Annotated in this window: 12 protein-coding genes; all 12 read right to left on the bottom strand. The window is 66.6% G+C overall.

Annotated features, from left to right (window positions below; genetic code table 11):
* Positions 1 to 444: NAD-dependent epimerase/dehydratase family protein (locus tag VGN82_RS04165; protein WP_327525725.1), on the bottom strand; the 444-nt coding region annotated here is incomplete at its 3' end.
* A gap of 115 nt (positions 445 to 559) precedes the next feature.
* Positions 560 to 1,594, bottom strand: coding sequence for a GSCFA domain-containing protein (locus VGN82_RS04160; RefSeq protein WP_327525724.1), 1,035 nt, complete (start codon positions 1,592 to 1,594; stop codon positions 560 to 562).
* Positions 1,595 to 1,687: 93 nt separating this feature from the next.
* Positions 1,688 to 3,148 (bottom strand): polysaccharide pyruvyl transferase family protein, encoded by a 1,461-nt coding sequence (locus tag VGN82_RS04155; protein WP_327525723.1) that lies wholly within the window; start codon positions 3,146 to 3,148, stop codon positions 1,688 to 1,690.
* Positions 3,145 to 4,329, bottom strand: coding sequence for a hypothetical protein (locus VGN82_RS04150; protein ID WP_327525722.1), 1,185 nt, complete (start codon positions 4,327 to 4,329; stop codon positions 3,145 to 3,147). Before VGN82_RS04150 ends, VGN82_RS04155 begins: the two co-directional genes overlap by 4 nt.
* On the bottom strand, positions 4,326 to 5,504 hold the full coding sequence (locus tag VGN82_RS04145) for a polysaccharide pyruvyl transferase family protein (RefSeq protein ID WP_327525721.1): 1,179 nt from the start codon (positions 5,502 to 5,504) through the stop codon (positions 4,326 to 4,328). Before VGN82_RS04145 ends, VGN82_RS04150 begins: the two co-directional genes overlap by 4 nt.
* A 32-nt stretch (positions 5,505 to 5,536) precedes the next feature.
* Positions 5,537 to 6,844, bottom strand: coding sequence for a glycosyltransferase family 4 protein (locus tag VGN82_RS04140; protein WP_327525720.1), 1,308 nt, complete (start codon positions 6,842 to 6,844; stop codon positions 5,537 to 5,539).
* On the bottom strand, positions 6,844 to 9,027 hold the full coding sequence (locus VGN82_RS04135) for a glycosyltransferase family 2 protein (protein ID WP_327525719.1): 2,184 nt from the start codon (positions 9,025 to 9,027) through the stop codon (positions 6,844 to 6,846). Before VGN82_RS04135 ends, VGN82_RS04140 begins: the two co-directional genes overlap by 1 nt.
* Before the next feature lie 4 nt (positions 9,028 to 9,031).
* The gene (locus tag VGN82_RS04130; protein ID WP_327525718.1) at positions 9,032 to 9,799 is read right to left on the bottom strand and encodes a hypothetical protein; all 768 of its coding nucleotides are present in this window, start codon (positions 9,797 to 9,799) and stop codon (positions 9,032 to 9,034) included.
* Positions 9,796 to 11,049: a glycosyltransferase family 4 protein gene (locus VGN82_RS04125; protein WP_327525717.1), complete on the bottom strand. Its 1,254-nt coding sequence runs from the start codon at positions 11,047 to 11,049 to the stop codon at positions 9,796 to 9,798. Before VGN82_RS04125 ends, VGN82_RS04130 begins: the two co-directional genes overlap by 4 nt.
* Positions 11,046 to 11,879, bottom strand: coding sequence for a class I SAM-dependent methyltransferase (locus tag VGN82_RS04120; protein ID WP_327525716.1), 834 nt, complete (start codon positions 11,877 to 11,879; stop codon positions 11,046 to 11,048). Before VGN82_RS04120 ends, VGN82_RS04125 begins: the two co-directional genes overlap by 4 nt.
* Positions 11,876 to 14,143 carry a glycosyltransferase family 2 protein gene (locus tag VGN82_RS04115; protein WP_327525715.1) on the bottom strand — a complete coding sequence of 756 codons (2,268 nt, stop codon included), beginning with the start codon at positions 14,141 to 14,143 and terminating at the stop codon, positions 11,876 to 11,878. Before VGN82_RS04115 ends, VGN82_RS04120 begins: the two co-directional genes overlap by 4 nt.
* An 88-nt stretch (positions 14,144 to 14,231) precedes the next feature.
* Positions 14,232 to 15,026: a calcium-binding protein gene (locus VGN82_RS04110; RefSeq protein ID WP_327525714.1), complete on the bottom strand. Its 795-nt coding sequence runs from the start codon at positions 15,024 to 15,026 to the stop codon at positions 14,232 to 14,234.
* Positions 15,027 to 15,259 lie beyond the last annotated feature (233 nt).

Raw genomic sequence — 15,259 nt, 5'->3', positions numbered from 1 at the left:
GCTCATCAGCTTGGAGCGGCCATAGGGGTTGATCGGCGCAAGCTCGATCTCCTCCGGCACCGGGCTGACCGCCGGCTCGCCATAGACCGCGGCGGTCGAGGAGAAGATCACCCGCTTGACGCCGCCACGCACGGCGCTCTCGAGCAGGGCGCGCGTCTTCACGGTGTTGTTGAGGTAGTAGCCGAGCGGGTCGGAGACCGATTCCGGCACCACGATCCTTGCGGCGAAATGCGCGATCTCGGTGATGCCATGCTCGGCGATGACGCGCTCGACCAGTTCCTGGTCGCCGATATCGCCCTTGACGAGCGTCGCCTCGGGCGGCACCGCCCACCAGAAGCCGGTCGAGAGATTGTCCAGCACGACCACGTTCTCGCCACGGTCGAGGAGTTCAAGCACCATGTGGCTGCCGATGTAGCCGGCTCCGCCCGAAACCAAAATCGCCATCGCAGAACCTCGTTGCGGACTTGTGTCCGTGCCAAATCATCACCGCCGCGCACCCTGTGCACGCGGCGGAAGCCCGGACTCGGGCTGGATATTCGATGCGGGATATTGCTGGCGATCAGGCCGCCTTCGTCTGAGCGGTTTCGCCGAAATAGCTGCGTTCGAAGGCGCTCATCACGCCCGCGACCATGTCGCGGGCGACATGGAGCTGGTCCTCCTGGAAGGCGAGCGCGCGCGGCGAATTGAGGACGATCTCGTAGCTCGGAAAGTAGTCGACGAAGTCGAATCGCCGGTAGAGCTCTTCCGCCACAGCACGCAGCACCGACTTCGAGGCGCTGTTGGCGACGATGACGTCGGCATCCTTGAAAGTCGCCCCGAGCGGCACCGGCGAGACCGTCACGACAAAACGCATTTCCGGATGGCAATGCGTGCGGATCATGTCGATGATCGAGAGCATGTCGGTGAGCGTCTCGTCATAGCCGTAATCGATGAAGCGGAACCGCTCCGGCATGCGCGCGAGCCAGGCCGGTCCGGGATGGGCGTTCATCGCCAGGCCGGTTTCAGAATCGAGCCAGGTTTCGGTCAGGCCCAATGTGAAGAAGCAGATCCGCGCCTGATTGATCGTCGCGGTCGCCGCCGTCAGGCGCTTGCGATTGGCGAAGGCGGTCTCGCGGTCGAGCAGCCGCAGCCCGCTCGCATGCGGATCGAACCACTGGTCCGGCGCGAGTTCGATCAGCCCGTCATTCGGATAGCTCTCGTCCAGCAGCACGCGCTTCAGTTCATGCGTCATCGAGCGCACCGAATACTTGTTCAACGCGCCGCGGCTCAGCTCCCCGCCGGCGGCGCCACCACCACGGCCGGTCGTCGCGTTCCAGGTCTCGAAATGCTCGGCCGGCACACCGTGGCCCTTGGTGACCAGCGACAGACCGCGCATCATCAGGACGTTCTCGACCTCGCGCGCGAAGCAGGAGCCCATGGTGAAGATCGGCCAGGACGGGTCGATCTGGAACTTCGCGCGATGATCGACCTGCAGGAAATCGCCTGTCGTCAGCCGGTCCTTGGCCATGCGCTCCGCCTTGCCGGAATTCCAGCCCCGGACGGGGTTGCCGCGCATGATCGAGAGCGCGGTGCCGGCGTCATATTCGATCCTCATCGTCTTCTCCTGCCGCTATGACCGCCGACGCTACGCCGCGGTCCCCCTCGGTTGTGACGACGGAGCAATCTGCTCCGCCGGCATGGTTCGGCCTCACATCCGGTGGGGAATCCCGTTCCGGTCGAGAAACCCGCTCATCCGGTCATAGGATTGCGCATAGGATTTCGAGAGCGCGTTCAGCGCCGTCTCCTGATAGACCGCGCGCCAGCCGCCATCGGCCAGAGCAGCCTCAGGCACGACCGGGATTTTCAGCGTCTCGGCGAGTTCCTGGCTGCGCGTGTCATAGGCGACGAGCACGCCGGGCACGCCATGCGCCACCGCCGGCAGGACACCATGGACGCGGTAGCCGACGGCGAGATCGATGCTCTTCGCGAAGTCGTCATAGCGTTCGACATCGAAGAAGCTGAACAGCCGGCGCTCGTAGATGTCGCGCATGCGGGCGTCGTCCGGCCCGTCCCACCAACCGCTATGGACGAACTCCGCGACGGCCTTGGCCTTGGCGGCGTCGTCGCGCAGGAAGAAGGCCTTTTCCTCCTGCTCGCCATGCGAGGACATCACCATCTCGCTCTGGCTGTCGACCTTGAGCAGCGCCTGGCGCTGGTTGCGCAGATAGGCTTCCGGATTGGCGGTGTAGGTATTGTCGAACTCGCGGCGCAGGCTGAAGGCGACCTTGCGGATCTCGCGCTGGTCGGGAACCTTGATGGCGAGATCGCGCCGGCGCGTCCGGAAGATCGAGGGGCAGCCGACGACCTCGACATTGCCGATGCCATTGCGGCGCAGCGTCTCGGCACTGAAGGCACCGCGCACGCCGATGGCAGCGCAGCGATCGCCGACGATCTGCCAGAAGCGCTTCGAGCCGTCCGGCAGGTCGATGCCGCGGTTCTGGCTCGCCTGCGCGCCGACGCCGATCGCGTAGACCGGCAGCTTGACGCGCTCGAGCACCTCGACCGCGCGGAACCACTCCATCTTCTCATGGATGAAGTTCGAACCGCGGACGAAGACATAATCGAACTCGCTGGCGTAGCGCTCGATATCCGCCTCGGTCGGGTTCATGATCTTCATCGGCTCCAGATGCGCGTAGCGCAGGAGCTTCAGCGTCGAGTCGTAGACGATCATGTCGCCGATGTTGAAGTAGTCCGAGAGCAGCTTCTCCATCGGCGCGCGATACCAGCGCACCTTGTCATGGTCGTAGACCTCGCCGGCCGGATAGATCACCAGCGCCCGCAGCGGCCTCGTCATCGCAACGGGCCGCAGATTGGAGCCCGGCGCGAGCAGGCCCGTCGCGGCGTCCGCGACGGCGATGGAACGCAGGCGCCCCTCCGGCAGGCTCGGCAGCGGAATTCTCAGCTCCGCCACCATCGCATCGCCGGGAACGAGCGCACCGGGGTGGATCGTAGCGTAGTCCTGCCCGTCGAGCAGGAGGCGCAGTGCCGGCCAGCCCGCGCCGTTGGGCCGGGTGACGGAGACGACCACCTCGCTCGTCGTTGCACGTAGGATCTTCATGGCCGGTTCCAATGAGGCAGCGGTGGCGAGTTCGCGGACAGGCGCGTTCATGGTGTCTCCTTCACGATCCGAACCCTGATCCGGACGAGGTCGCGCTGCGGTCCGACCTTGCAGTCTGAGACCCGCATCTTCGTCATGAACAGGAAGGCTTCATCGCCCATCGTCTCGAAATTGCGCGAGGACGAGGCCGGATCGGCGATCGCCCCATAGGCGTAGCGGACCTGGTCGCCGCACTCCTTGCTCCACATCGTGGGATGCGTGAGGAGCGTCTGCAGCGGCGTCCAGAAGCGAAGATCACGCGACCAGCTATAGGCGACGCGGCCGCCCTCGATCCCCTTGGCCGGGTCCGGCCCGAGATGGAAGATGGCGAGCCAGAGCCCGCTGACCTCGTGCCGCGTCACGGAACCCACCGTCGTCGGCAGCTCCTTCAGCGGCTGGCAGGGCTTCGCCTGCGACATGTCCTCGCGATAGGGATCGATCGCACGCAGAGAGAAATCCGCCCCGTCGAACGCCCGCCAGGACGCCGGATCGCCGATCTCCGTTGTCCGGAACAGGCAGACGCCGGGCTTCTGCCCCTCACCGCCGGTCGTCGCGATGAGCGTGTACCAGGCCCCGTCCTGCGTGATGATGTTCGAGGGGTTGAAGAAGCCGCGATGCCGTCCCTGCCCCACCTCCTGCCGGAAGGCGGGGGCGGCGACCAGCGATGGCGGCTGCGTCCCAGCGAAGCTTCGCCCTCCGTCGCGCGAGCGTGCCGCCGTCACGACATTGTACCAGCAGCGCATCGCTTCCTTGAAGCGGCAGGCACCCGGATGATCCTGCGCGTGATACTCGTCATGCATCAGCGCGAAGACATCGCGGCCATTGCCGGTCCAAGTCGCGCCGATCCAGCTGAAATCGCTGTAGGCGCTGGGGTCGGCGTTATGCTTGCCCTCGAAGGCGACGGCGCAGGAGGTCGAAAGGCGTTCCAGCCCGGGGCCGGTCATCGCACGGCTGCGATGGTGGCTCGCGAAGGCGACAACCTCGTTGCGGTCGTCCCTGTAGGCCCGCAATGGCGCATCGGGGATATGCCACTTCTCGCAGCGCTGGCTCGACCAGTCGAAGACGGTCTCCTCGACGGCCTCTGGCGCGACCTCGACGCGATAGCCCGGTGGCTGCGCCGCAGCCGCAACGGATGCGCCGGCGACCAGCGCCCCCGCGAACAGCCCCCCCAGCGATGTGCGGGACAGCGTCATGCGACCTTGCGCTCCGGGGCAGCCGCACGCTTGACCATCTTGTGGTCGACCTTGTTCTCGGACAGGAAGTCGGACATCGCCGCATAAACTTGGGAATGCGCAGCATTGAAGCGGTCGAAGCGCGCCTGGTCCCAATACTCCTCCAGCCGGAACTCCTGGCCCGAGAAGACGTCGAAGCTCGGGATCCGGTAGGTCTCCGCGAACTCGACGGTGCGACTGTCATAGGTGAAGTAGATCGACGGCGTGCCGTTCGCGAGCGCCATCAGATTGCCGTGAAGCCGGTAGCCGAGCACGAGGTCGAGCCGGCGCACGAGTTGCTCGTAGTCGGCAACGACGTCGGAATAGAACATCCGGCTGCGATAAAGCCGCTCCATCTCGTCATCGAGATACCACTGGGCGGCCCAGCCGTTCTCGCGCAGCGCGGCGATTGCCTCCTCCTTCTGCTCGGCGGTCCCAAGCGCGAGCTTCTTTTCCTCGGCCTCGCCCTGCGCCATCAGCGTCACGTCGAAGCGGCCCGCCATCGCCTTGACGAGGTCGCGATGGAAGGTGAGGTAGCGCCCGATATTCTGCGCATAGGTCGTGGACACCTCGCGCCGCAGCGTCACGCCCGCGGTCCTGACCTGATCGAGCGGCGGCAACCTGATCGAAAGCTCGGGATTGTTGGCGCGAAACGCCGTCGGGCAACCGATGATGCGCACGTTCTTGATGCCGAGGCTCGCGAGCACCTCGGCGGAATAAGTGCCCCGCACGCCGACGGAAGCGGTCGAGTCCGCGATCAGCCGCAGCACCGCCTTCGTGTCCTCGCTCAGTTCGAGCTTGCCACTGACCGGCGCCTGGGCGCCGATGCCGAATGCGATGACCGGGATCTTCAGCCGCCGCAGGACTTCCGGCGCGCGCTCCCATTCCATCTCGGAATGGACATAGTTCGAGCCGCGCAGGAAGACGTAGTCGAATTCGGCGTTCGTCCGGTCGATCGCAGCCTGATCGACCTGCTCGATCGGCAGCACCTCGAGCTGTTCGAAATTCAGGAGCTTGAGCGAGGAATCGAAGACGAAGGCATCGCCGATATTGTGGTAGTGCTCCATATGTGCGGCGAGGTTGGCATAGTCGTACCAGCGCACGTTGTCGTGGTCGTAGACCTCCCCTGACGGGCTGATGACCAGGATGCGGGCCATGTTCGTTTTCTCCCCTTCTTGTCCGCGCGATGTCAGGCGATCATCGGCGTCGCAACGCGGCTTTCCGGCACTGGCGCGCCGCGCTTGGCGATGAGGCGCCGGTAGAGCGCCAGATGCGTCGCAGCGCAGTCGACATGGTTGAGCGGCCGCGTGATGCCGTTGCGCAGCCGGCCCCACAGATCGGGCTCGCTCAGCGCGCGGGTCATGCAATCGACGAGATCTTCCGGGCTGCCTGCGCGGAAATGCAGGCCGTCGACTTCGTCGGTGATCTTCTCGGCCATGCCGCCGAGATTGCTGGAGAGGATCGGCCGGCCATGGAAGAAGGCCTCCTGGATCACGATCGGCGAGTTCTCCCACCACACCGAGGGCATCACCACCCAGTCGACCGAGCGCATCAGGTTCGGCATCTCGTGGTTCTGGAAGGCGCCGCAGAAGCGCACACGCCGGCCGGCGCTCTCGACGAGCTTGGCGAACTTGTCCTGATAGGCCTGCGGCTGGCGTTCGAGATTGCCGCCATAGACCAGAAGGATCGAATCCTCGCCCCAGACGGCGTCTGGGATGCGGGTGACCGCGTCGATCAGAACGTCAGCCCCCTTGTAGGGCGTGAGCTGGCCGAAATAGGCGAAGCGCGAGCGCCGTGCCGCGGGGTCCGGCAGGGGCCTCGGCGGCGCAACCGTCGCGACGTCGATGCCGTTCTCGATCACCGAGAAGCGCTCCTCCGCCAGGCCCCATTCCTTGTAACGGTCGGCGAGGAAATGGCTCGGCGAGATGAAATGATCGGCGAGGCCCAGAATGCCCTTGATGAAGGTCTCGCGCGCCAGGAAGCGTGCCGGCGAGATGTCGGGGAAGCAGCCATTGCAGTCAGTCGGGGAAGCCCGGTAGCAGAGCTTGAACGCCCCGGTCTTCACCATCTGGCCGTGATGGTGGCAGATGCTGAGATACTCGTGGAACGTCACGACGATCAGGGCGTCGGGCAGCGTATCGCGTGCGGCGTACAGACATTCGAGCCCGAGGCCGATGAAATGGTGGAAATGCACGACGTCGGGCTTCAGGTCGCGCAGCACCCGGACGAAGTCGCGCTCGATCTCCTCGGTCGCCCGGTTCGAGATCAGGAAGTGATCGTAATCCTCGGCGTAGTAGAGCAGTTCGCCTCCGCGCTGGCGCAGGCTCATCAGCGCCGTGCTGGCATGCCGAGGCGTCGGCGCTCCCGTTCGCGCGAGGTAATGGGTCTCGACACCATCGGCGGCTTGCAGCCCCTTGTGCAGGTTATAGGAAGCAACTTCCGCCCCGCCGAGCGACAGCGACGGATGCGCATGGGACACCACAAGTACGCGCATCATCATCCTCTCATGTTGGAAATGGCGAGCGCCCAGCGGCGATCGAAGCTGGTGCGGTCGGCGAGCTGGGTCAGGGCGTCGATATGCGGCCGCTGCGTCTCGCCATCGTCGACGACATAGACCTCGACCTCCGGGACCCAGAGCGAGGGCGCCCCGCTCATCCTGAGCTTGAGGCAGAGATCGAGCCCCTTTTCAGCCGTGGTGAAGTAGTTGCGCGCGAAGCCGCCGACCTCGAGAAAGGCCGCACGCGACAGGACGCAGCATTCACTGGCACCGGCCGCGACCTCCATCGGGCCGAGATTGCCGATCGCCTCCAGCGGATAGCCGACGAAACGGTTGACGACGTGCCGTGCCGTTCCTTCGCCCTCGAGCCACGCGCCGGCCCAGCGGATCGAATTGTCCTCGAAGAGCAGGGTCGGGCTCGCTACACATTGCCCGCCGCGCCCGCGATAGGCCCGCTCGAGCCGCCCGAGCCAACCCGGCATCCGGATCTGGGCTGCGCCCGAAAGCAGCGCCACCGTCTGGAAGCGGCAGGCGCGGACACCAGCCTCGAGCGCATCGCAGGCATCCTCGACGCCCTCGACAACGACGAGCCGCACGCTGAGCCCGTAGAAGCGCGCCAGGCGCCGGGCCTCAGCGCCGGTGCGGTCGAAGCTCTCGGCCGGGGCCGCGATCACGATCGGCAAGGGCCGGATTTCGGGGTCGATCGCGAGCAGCGCGAACAGAGCCGAAAGCTCGCGATGCCGATGGTCGAGCCCGATCACGACGCCCAGCGGCGCCTCGGCGTCGAAAGCGCCGATATCGAGATTTTCCACCGCGCGGGGCGGCGCGATCTCGGCGGCCTGCAAGGCCGGTGCGACCTGCCGCTCCACGACAGTGCTCGCCGTGGATGAACGCGGGTCGAGCAGGCCGAAGATGCGCTCCAGCGTTCGCCTTGCCTGGCCGCGGCCCGGATCGAGCGGCAGGAAGGCCGGCCCGGTGCCGTCGACCTCGAATTCGAGATAGAGCGGCTGGCCCGGCTCCGGGATGAGCTTCGGTGCAAAAACAATGAAGCCGTGGCTGTTGCGCCGGGCCGCCAGCGCCGGACCGAAGCGCGGATCCTCCATGAAGGCGGACGTGACGTCGGGCCGTTGCACGCGCGTCCAGAGACGATCGACGACGCAGGCCTGCGCGCCGCTGCGCAAGGTGACGGCCTTGACCTTGCGCTCAGGGTCGAACAGCCAGCCGATAATCAGCACGCCGGCATCCTCGATGACGGTCGCATCGTCGATGCCGGCACGGACCGGCACATCCAGCAGGCACACCGTGTCGCGCCCGTCGAAACGCTGCGAAGCCCGCCGCAGCTTCTCGGCCGTGCCCTGCGGCGCCACGCCGTTCTGCAAGCCGTCGCGCAGATGGCCGGGAACCGTGCTCGCTTCTAGCAGCACATGGCGCTCATAAACCTCGAGAGCCCGCCAGCCATCGTTGCCACGGAAATACAGGCGCTCGATCTCGCCCGGGTGGCGGACGGGACAGTCCTCCAGCAGCCCGAAGAAGCCGCGCGCGCCGTCGCCGAGATCGCCCCGCTCGAAGGTGCCGGCCTCCAGAACCGCCGGCGAGAGCCCACCATGCGCAATGAGCAGCTTCGTCCGCCCCGCCGCGAAATTCGAGGTCCAGCCCTGCAGGAAGACGCTCTCGTCCAGCGGCCCCATCACTTCGATGAAACCGCCCGGCTTGGCGACCGATTGCAGGAGAAGTCCGACTGCGCGTAGGCGTCGCGGATTGGACTTGCCCGCCAACAAGACTTCGAGCAACCCGTCGACGACGGTCGGGAACGCCGGCCCTGCCTCCTCGGCCAGCGCCTCGAGGAAGGCCGGCAAGGCGAGCGGCTTAGGCGTCAGGATCAGTCGCAGCGGCCGGCCCGGCCGGCCGAGCAGGATCGCTCCCGCGCCCGGCCGATCCGGCGATGGCGCGGGCGCCAGGCAGATGAAGCCGACGCCGACGGAGGGCTCGGCCTGCGGCCGGCGCCAGGTCAGCGCCATCGTCTCGACGCGGTTGCGCGGATTGCCGTCGAGGGCGACGGGTACCTTGCTCGGGATCGCGTCGCACGCTCCCATGATCAGGATCGCGTTCTCGCCGAGCGGCGTCCAGGCCACCGTCGGGGCCGGGCTGATATGCGTCCTCTCGGGGATGATGACCTCGTTCATGGCGTCACCTCCGAACCAGGAGCACAGCGAGCGTGACGAAGGACATCACCGCCGCCAGTCCCGACAGGAAACCGAGGATGACCGTGACCTGCCGCAGCGGGGCGCGGGCCTCCTTGCGAATGGTGGTCAGGCGCTCGTCGAAGCTCTTGAGAGTCGCATCGAAGCGGAGCTGGAAGACGTCGATCTCGGCCAGGCGCTGGCCGATCTGCCCTTCCACGGCCGCATCGGCTTCGGGATCGCGAGTGGGCGCCCGGTTCTGCTCGAGCTGGGCGGCGATCCGGTCCAGCTTCTCGCCCAGTTCCTTCTGCGCGATCTGCGTGCGCCGGTTGAGCGCGATCAGAGCCTCGACGCGATCGAAGAAGCGCGCCAGCGGCACGGCGACCGCAGCCTCCGCGGCCAGCTCGGCCGGCGGCGGGAGGCGCAATTCCAGCTCTACGCCGGTCGTGCCGGACACGCCGACGATCGTCAGCGTATTGCGCGCAGCGACGACGGCGTCGTCGAGTTCCATCGAGAAGGCATGTCGGCCATCGCCGATGCCGTTGCGCCGCAGATCGATGCGGTTCTGGTCGGCCGTGCTCTCCTGGACGAGCGCACCATCGCAGAACACCCTGACCAGAAGCCTCTCCTCCGGCCGGGCCTCGTCCCAGATCCAGCCATGCAGGCGATTGCCGTCGAGGGCATCGACGCGGCCATTGAGCCGTGCCGGCGTGACGTTCGGCAATCGGATTGCCTCGTCGCGGTTCGTGTCGTCGCGATTCTGGGTTGCGGTCATGCGGCCTCCGCAAGCTTGAGATTGTCGAACAGGGCGAGATGCCGTGCGGCGCACTCCGCAAGCGCCGGCTGCTCGACGATGCCGTCGACGAGCTGCTGCCAGAGGTCGTCCTCTTCGAGGGCGCGGCGCATGGCACGGGCGAGGTCGACCGGATCGCCCGGCCGGACATGGAGACCGTCAATGCCGTCGCGGACCATCTCCGCCATGCCGCCGATGCCGCTGACGATCAGCGGCCGGCGATGCTGGAACGCCTCCTGGATCACGAGCGGGGCGTTCTCCCACCAGACCGACGGCATCACCACCCAGTCGATCTCCGACATCAGCTCCGGCAGATCCTCGCGGCGATAGGGCCCGCATTGCGTGACGGCATCGCCGGCCTCCGAGAACGCCTGGCCGAGCGCCGTCGTGAAGGCCTCGCTCTGGAAGGGCGCGCCACCATGGATGCGCAGCGAGAAATCGCCGTCGCCCCGGGCCGCGACGAGCTTCGCCGCCTGGAGCAGCGGCAGCACGCCTTTCCAGGGATTGAGATTCCCGAAGTAGCCGAAATTGCCTCGCCGACCCCGAGTCGGGCGGTGCGCCGCAACGCTCCGGACCGGCCGCGCATTGGCGATGACCTCGATCTTCTCGGCTGGCAGGCCCCAGTCGACATAGCGCTGGCGCAAGAAGCGGCTCGGCGCGACGAAGCGATCGACCGCAGCCAGATGCGTCTTCAGGAAGCGTTCGCGCAGCAGGAAACGATCCGAGCCGATATCGGGGAAGCAGCCGTGGCAGGAGCCCGGCGAGGCGCCGGTGCAGCGCTGCTTGTCGCTCGGCCGCACCATCAACCCATCATGGTGGCAGATCGGATAGTAGTCGTGCAGCGTCATCACCAGCGCGGTCTGCGGCAGGAGCCGGCGCGCCAGCGTGAGGAACTCCGCCCCGATCAGCACGAGATGATGGATGTGGATCACATCCGGTCGGAACTCGTTCAGCAGCGTCGCGAGATCCTGGAGCGTGCCGTAATGGTCGATCTGGCTGAGATGGAAGCGGTCGAAATGGCCGCTCCAGAGCAGGAGGTCGCCCGCCTCTCCCGTCGCCTGGAAGGCGGTCCCGGGATGCGGCTGGCGATGGATCGCATTGGTCGCCCCAAGGAAGAGCACCTCGCAGCCCTGCTCGCGATAGGCCTGGGCGAGATCATGGGCGAAGATCTCCGTCCCGCCGGGATGCAGGTCGGGATGGTTGTGGGCGACGACGAGGATCCGGCGCGTCATTGCCCGGCTCCAGGCTTCGTCGCGATCAGCAGATCCTGGTAGTGGGCGGCGGTGGTGCCGCGCCAGTGGCCGCGCCGCAACCCTTCCGAGGCAAGCCCGGCCGCGGCGGCAGCTTCGAGCAGGTAGTCCGTATCGACGCCCGCCGCTGCCAGCGGCGCTTCCTCGATCGCATACCAGCCCGGCCCGTCCTGCCAGCGCTTGAACTTGAGCCGCTCCTGGCCGGTGCTCGTGCCGTCGATCGCGAAAGCGGTGAGGAACAGGCGTCCTCCGGGAGCGAGCAGCCGCGAGGCCTCGTTCAGATAGACGACAAGCTCATCCGGCGGCAGATGGGTCGCGACCGAGATCATCGTGATGAAGTCGAAGCTGCCATTGGCGAAGCCGAACTGGACTTCCGTCCCCGGCAGCGAGCCCTGCGGATTGTAGAGCGGATGGGCGATGTCGAGCCGCTGGAAGCGAAAGCGCGGATAGACCGGCGTGATCGTCTGGGCGCACCACAGGATGCCCTCCATGACGGGATCGACCCCGTCGTAGGTGCCGCGTTCGGGATCGAGGTATTGCGTCAGCGGCACAGCCATGCGGCCGATGCCGCAGCCGATATCGAGGATGCGCTCATGCGGGCGCAGCCGCCCCAGCCGGATGTAGTGGCCGAGGAACTCGGCCCCGATCGCGCGATAATCGCCATCGCCGACGAAGATGCTGCCCGCGGGCGGATGCGGCAGGAAGCGGTTGGTCTGGACCGACGCCATCAGGTAGTCGAGTTCCGCCGCGCTGATGCCAGCCGGGGACGACTGTTCGGGCGCGATCTGCCTCAGGGCCGTTATCGCCGTCATGCTGCTGTCGCTCTCCTGAGATTGACGCGGGGAATGAAATCGTTCTCCCGCGGCGCCGGCTGGCGCGGGGCGGGCTTCAGCGCCGTTTCGTCGATCGCGCCCATCAGCACGTCGATCTGGGCGTCCCAGCGCCGCGTCTGAAGCCAGGCATTGTGCTGGGAAGCGACACCGCGCATGTAGTCGCCGCTCTTGGAAATGGATTGGCGCTCGAGATGGTAGAGCGCCACGCCCGGCACGTAGACGATGCCGAAGCCGGCGCGACGCACCTTCAGGCAGAGGTCGCTGTCCTCGTAGTCGCCGATGACATAGCCGTGGTCGAAGCCACCGACATCGTGGAACAGATCGCGCAGCATCACGATGCAGGCCCCGGTCACGCCCGGCACGGGCCGTTCGACATTGGCCGGCGCATAGTTCGACGGCATGCCCTTGAAGTAATGATGGTTGAGCCAAGTGCCTTTGCTGTCGCGCTTGAAGAACAGGCCCGCATGCTGCAGCGAGCCGTCGTCATAGAGCAGCTTCGGGCCGACGACGCCGATCCTGTCACGCGGGCTGAGCTTCTCGCTCAGCATCGGCAGCCAGCCATTCGCGGCCGGGATCACGTCCGAGTTCACCAGTGCCAGGACCGGGCTGCGCGCGACTTTCGCGCCGGCGTTGCAGGCTGCCGAGAAGCCGCCATTGCGCCCCATCACGACGAGTTGCATCGGCAGGCCATAGGCGAGGTGCAGGCCGCCGAGCAGATGCGCGACCTCCGCCTCGTGCTCGGGCGAGTCGAGCACATAGATCAGCTCGGCCTTGTCCGCGAAGGAGGGATCGCCGGCGAAAGCCGCCACCTGCACGCGCAGGAATTCGTAGACGCGATAGAGCGGGATCACCACGGAGACGGACGGGTTCGCAACCTGCCTGCCGAAGCCGCGAACCCGCGGCTCGGGCAAGGTCTCGTGAAGCTCCTCCTGGCACGCGGCCAGAATCGGCGCGAGCGTCGTCTCCAGCGCATCTGCCGTGAGGAACTGCGGCGGAATGGCTGACAGCGCCCTTGCCCGGATGGCGGCGGGATCGGCCGGCTGGACCGGCGGCCGCAGGATCAGGGTGGTGCCGGATTTCAGCTTCACCTCGCAGCGTGGCTGCAGCACGGGAGCACCTGCCGCGTAACCCGCCGCCAGCGCCGCGAAACCGGTCGCCGGTCGAGCCGTTCCGTCGGGCCCCGGCGGCAATCGTGCCGGAAAATTCTGCAAACGATCGAGCATCGGGATCGTCCCGCGCCCACCACCATGCAGCATGATCTCCTCGAGCAGACCGTCCCGATCGCGCAGCCAGCCGCCGATCAGCAGGCCGGCCTTGTTGCAGACCGCCAGATCGAGTTCTGCCGCCGGCAGATCGTCATTGCGGTGAACGCTCTGAACGGCGAGCGGCAGACGCCGCTGCATCTCGATGGCGAGCAGCCGTCCCTGCTCGGAGAGTCCGGCAAGCTGCTCGACGAGCCAGTTGCGCAGGCCGTCGCGGCTCGCTGCCTTGCTGGCCCACCAGCGCCCCAGGGGCTGCGAGGACTGCCGCGGAAGCAGCGTCCGGACGACCAGCCCGCCCTCCCCCTGCAGGATCAGCAGGCCGCCACCGCGCGCGGGCGGCTCGTCCAGGACGAAATGAAATTCGTGCCGCCCCTTGCGATCGGCGGAACCGAGTCGCGAGCGCAGGTCCAGCCGCGTGAGCCCGGCGCCATCGAGCCGCGCGGCAGCGCGCAGCGCTCCGAAATCGGACTGCAGCGAGGTCTCGAACAGCAGGTTTCCCTCGACCAGCGTCGCCACCGGCGCGGCAGCGGCGATCTTCGGGAAGAGGACGGTGAGGAAGTGGCGCAGAAACGAAAGATATTGCGCCGTCGTCGACAGCCCGAACAGGGCGGGCCATGGCCCGGACAGCGCGCCGGCAAGCGCCAGCCTCGATTTGCCCGTCAAGTCGCGGAGGATCTCCGCCGGCTCCGCCAGGCTATGGACCAGCGTCGGATCGAAACTCGCGGTCACCTCGCCCTGTGGGCCCCGGTCGGACAGCGTCGCGACGATGCCGTCGTGTCCGGTATGCCGGAACACCACCGCAAGCCGCTCGCGCCCATCGCGCAGGCCGAGCAGGACCGAGGCTGAAGCGAGCCGCCTGCCATTGCCCGACAGTGCGATCGTGGCCTTGCCGAAAGGCGAGACCTCGCGCGTCCAGCACAACAGGAAGATCGAGCCGCCGAGCCGGTGCAACTCGAGATGCGTCGGGCATGAGTCCGCCATGAGGACGGGCGCCTGTGAGAGCATGAAATTTCGACCCTGCTGAGAGCGGCGCCGGCTGGTTTGGAGCCGACGCCGCGGATGGCAATCGTCAGGCGACCGTGAAGTAGGAGTTGGGGTCGCTCTGGATGTCGTCGGCCGTGACACCGATCAGGGTCAGGGTGTCGCCATTGCCGAGGTCGATGACGGCATTGCCGCCAACGGTCGTCGTGCGGGCCGCCAGATCCTCTGCGGAGGTGATGCCCGTCCCATTGATGTCGGACGAGATCTTCAGCAGGTCGTCGCCGGCATGGAAGTCGAGCACGACATCGTTGCCGCCGCCACCGGTGAAGCTGAAGATGTCGGAGCCCGCGCCGCCGGACAGGATGTCGTCGCCCGCGCCGCCGAAGAGCAGGTCGTCGCCTGCGCCACCCTGGAGGATGTCGTCGCCCGCACCGCCCTGAAGGATGTCCGCACCTGCGCCACCGATCAGGAGGTCGTCACCGGCGCCACCCTGCAGGATGTCGTTGCCGGCACCGCCGATCAGGACGTCGTCACCAGCGCCGCCCTGGAGGATATCGGCACCCGCGCCGCCCAGGAGAAGGTCGCTGCCGCCACCGCCCTGCAGGACATCGCTGCCGGCACCGCCGAACAGCACGTCGTCACCGGCACTCCCACTCAGGAAATCGTCGCCCTGACCGCCGAAGAGGACGTCGTCGCCCTCGTCGCCGAACAGCGCGTCGTCCCCGCTGTCGCCGAAGAGAACATCGTCGCCCTCTTCGCCGAACAGCGTGTCATTCCCACTCCCGCCATGAGCGACGTCATGCCCCGCCCCGGCGAAGATCACGTCACTGAACCGACTTCCCACCAGAAAATCGTCGAACGCACTTCCTTCGATTGTAGCCATTCGTCACCTCCTCGGCGAACTGAGGGTGTCGCCGAAGCCCGACGATCACATCGCCGCACGCCAGATCCGACACCGTTCCGATGACACGCGCTGCGCATCATCGCTCGACGATCCAAAGAGTACTCAATATATGCAGTGCAGCAAGTGTTTAATTCTGACCATTTTGCGACGCACAACCATTTAAGCTTCATTTCTGCCGCATTATACTATGAGCTTCAAACGAATTAGTATCG

The sequence above is a fragment of the Allobosea sp. genome, from assembly GCF_035999205.1.
GTDB lineage: Bacteria > Pseudomonadota > Alphaproteobacteria > Rhizobiales > Beijerinckiaceae > Allobosea.
The sequence above is the reverse complement of the archived record's forward strand: the minus strand, read 5'-3'. Positions and strand labels throughout refer to the sequence as shown.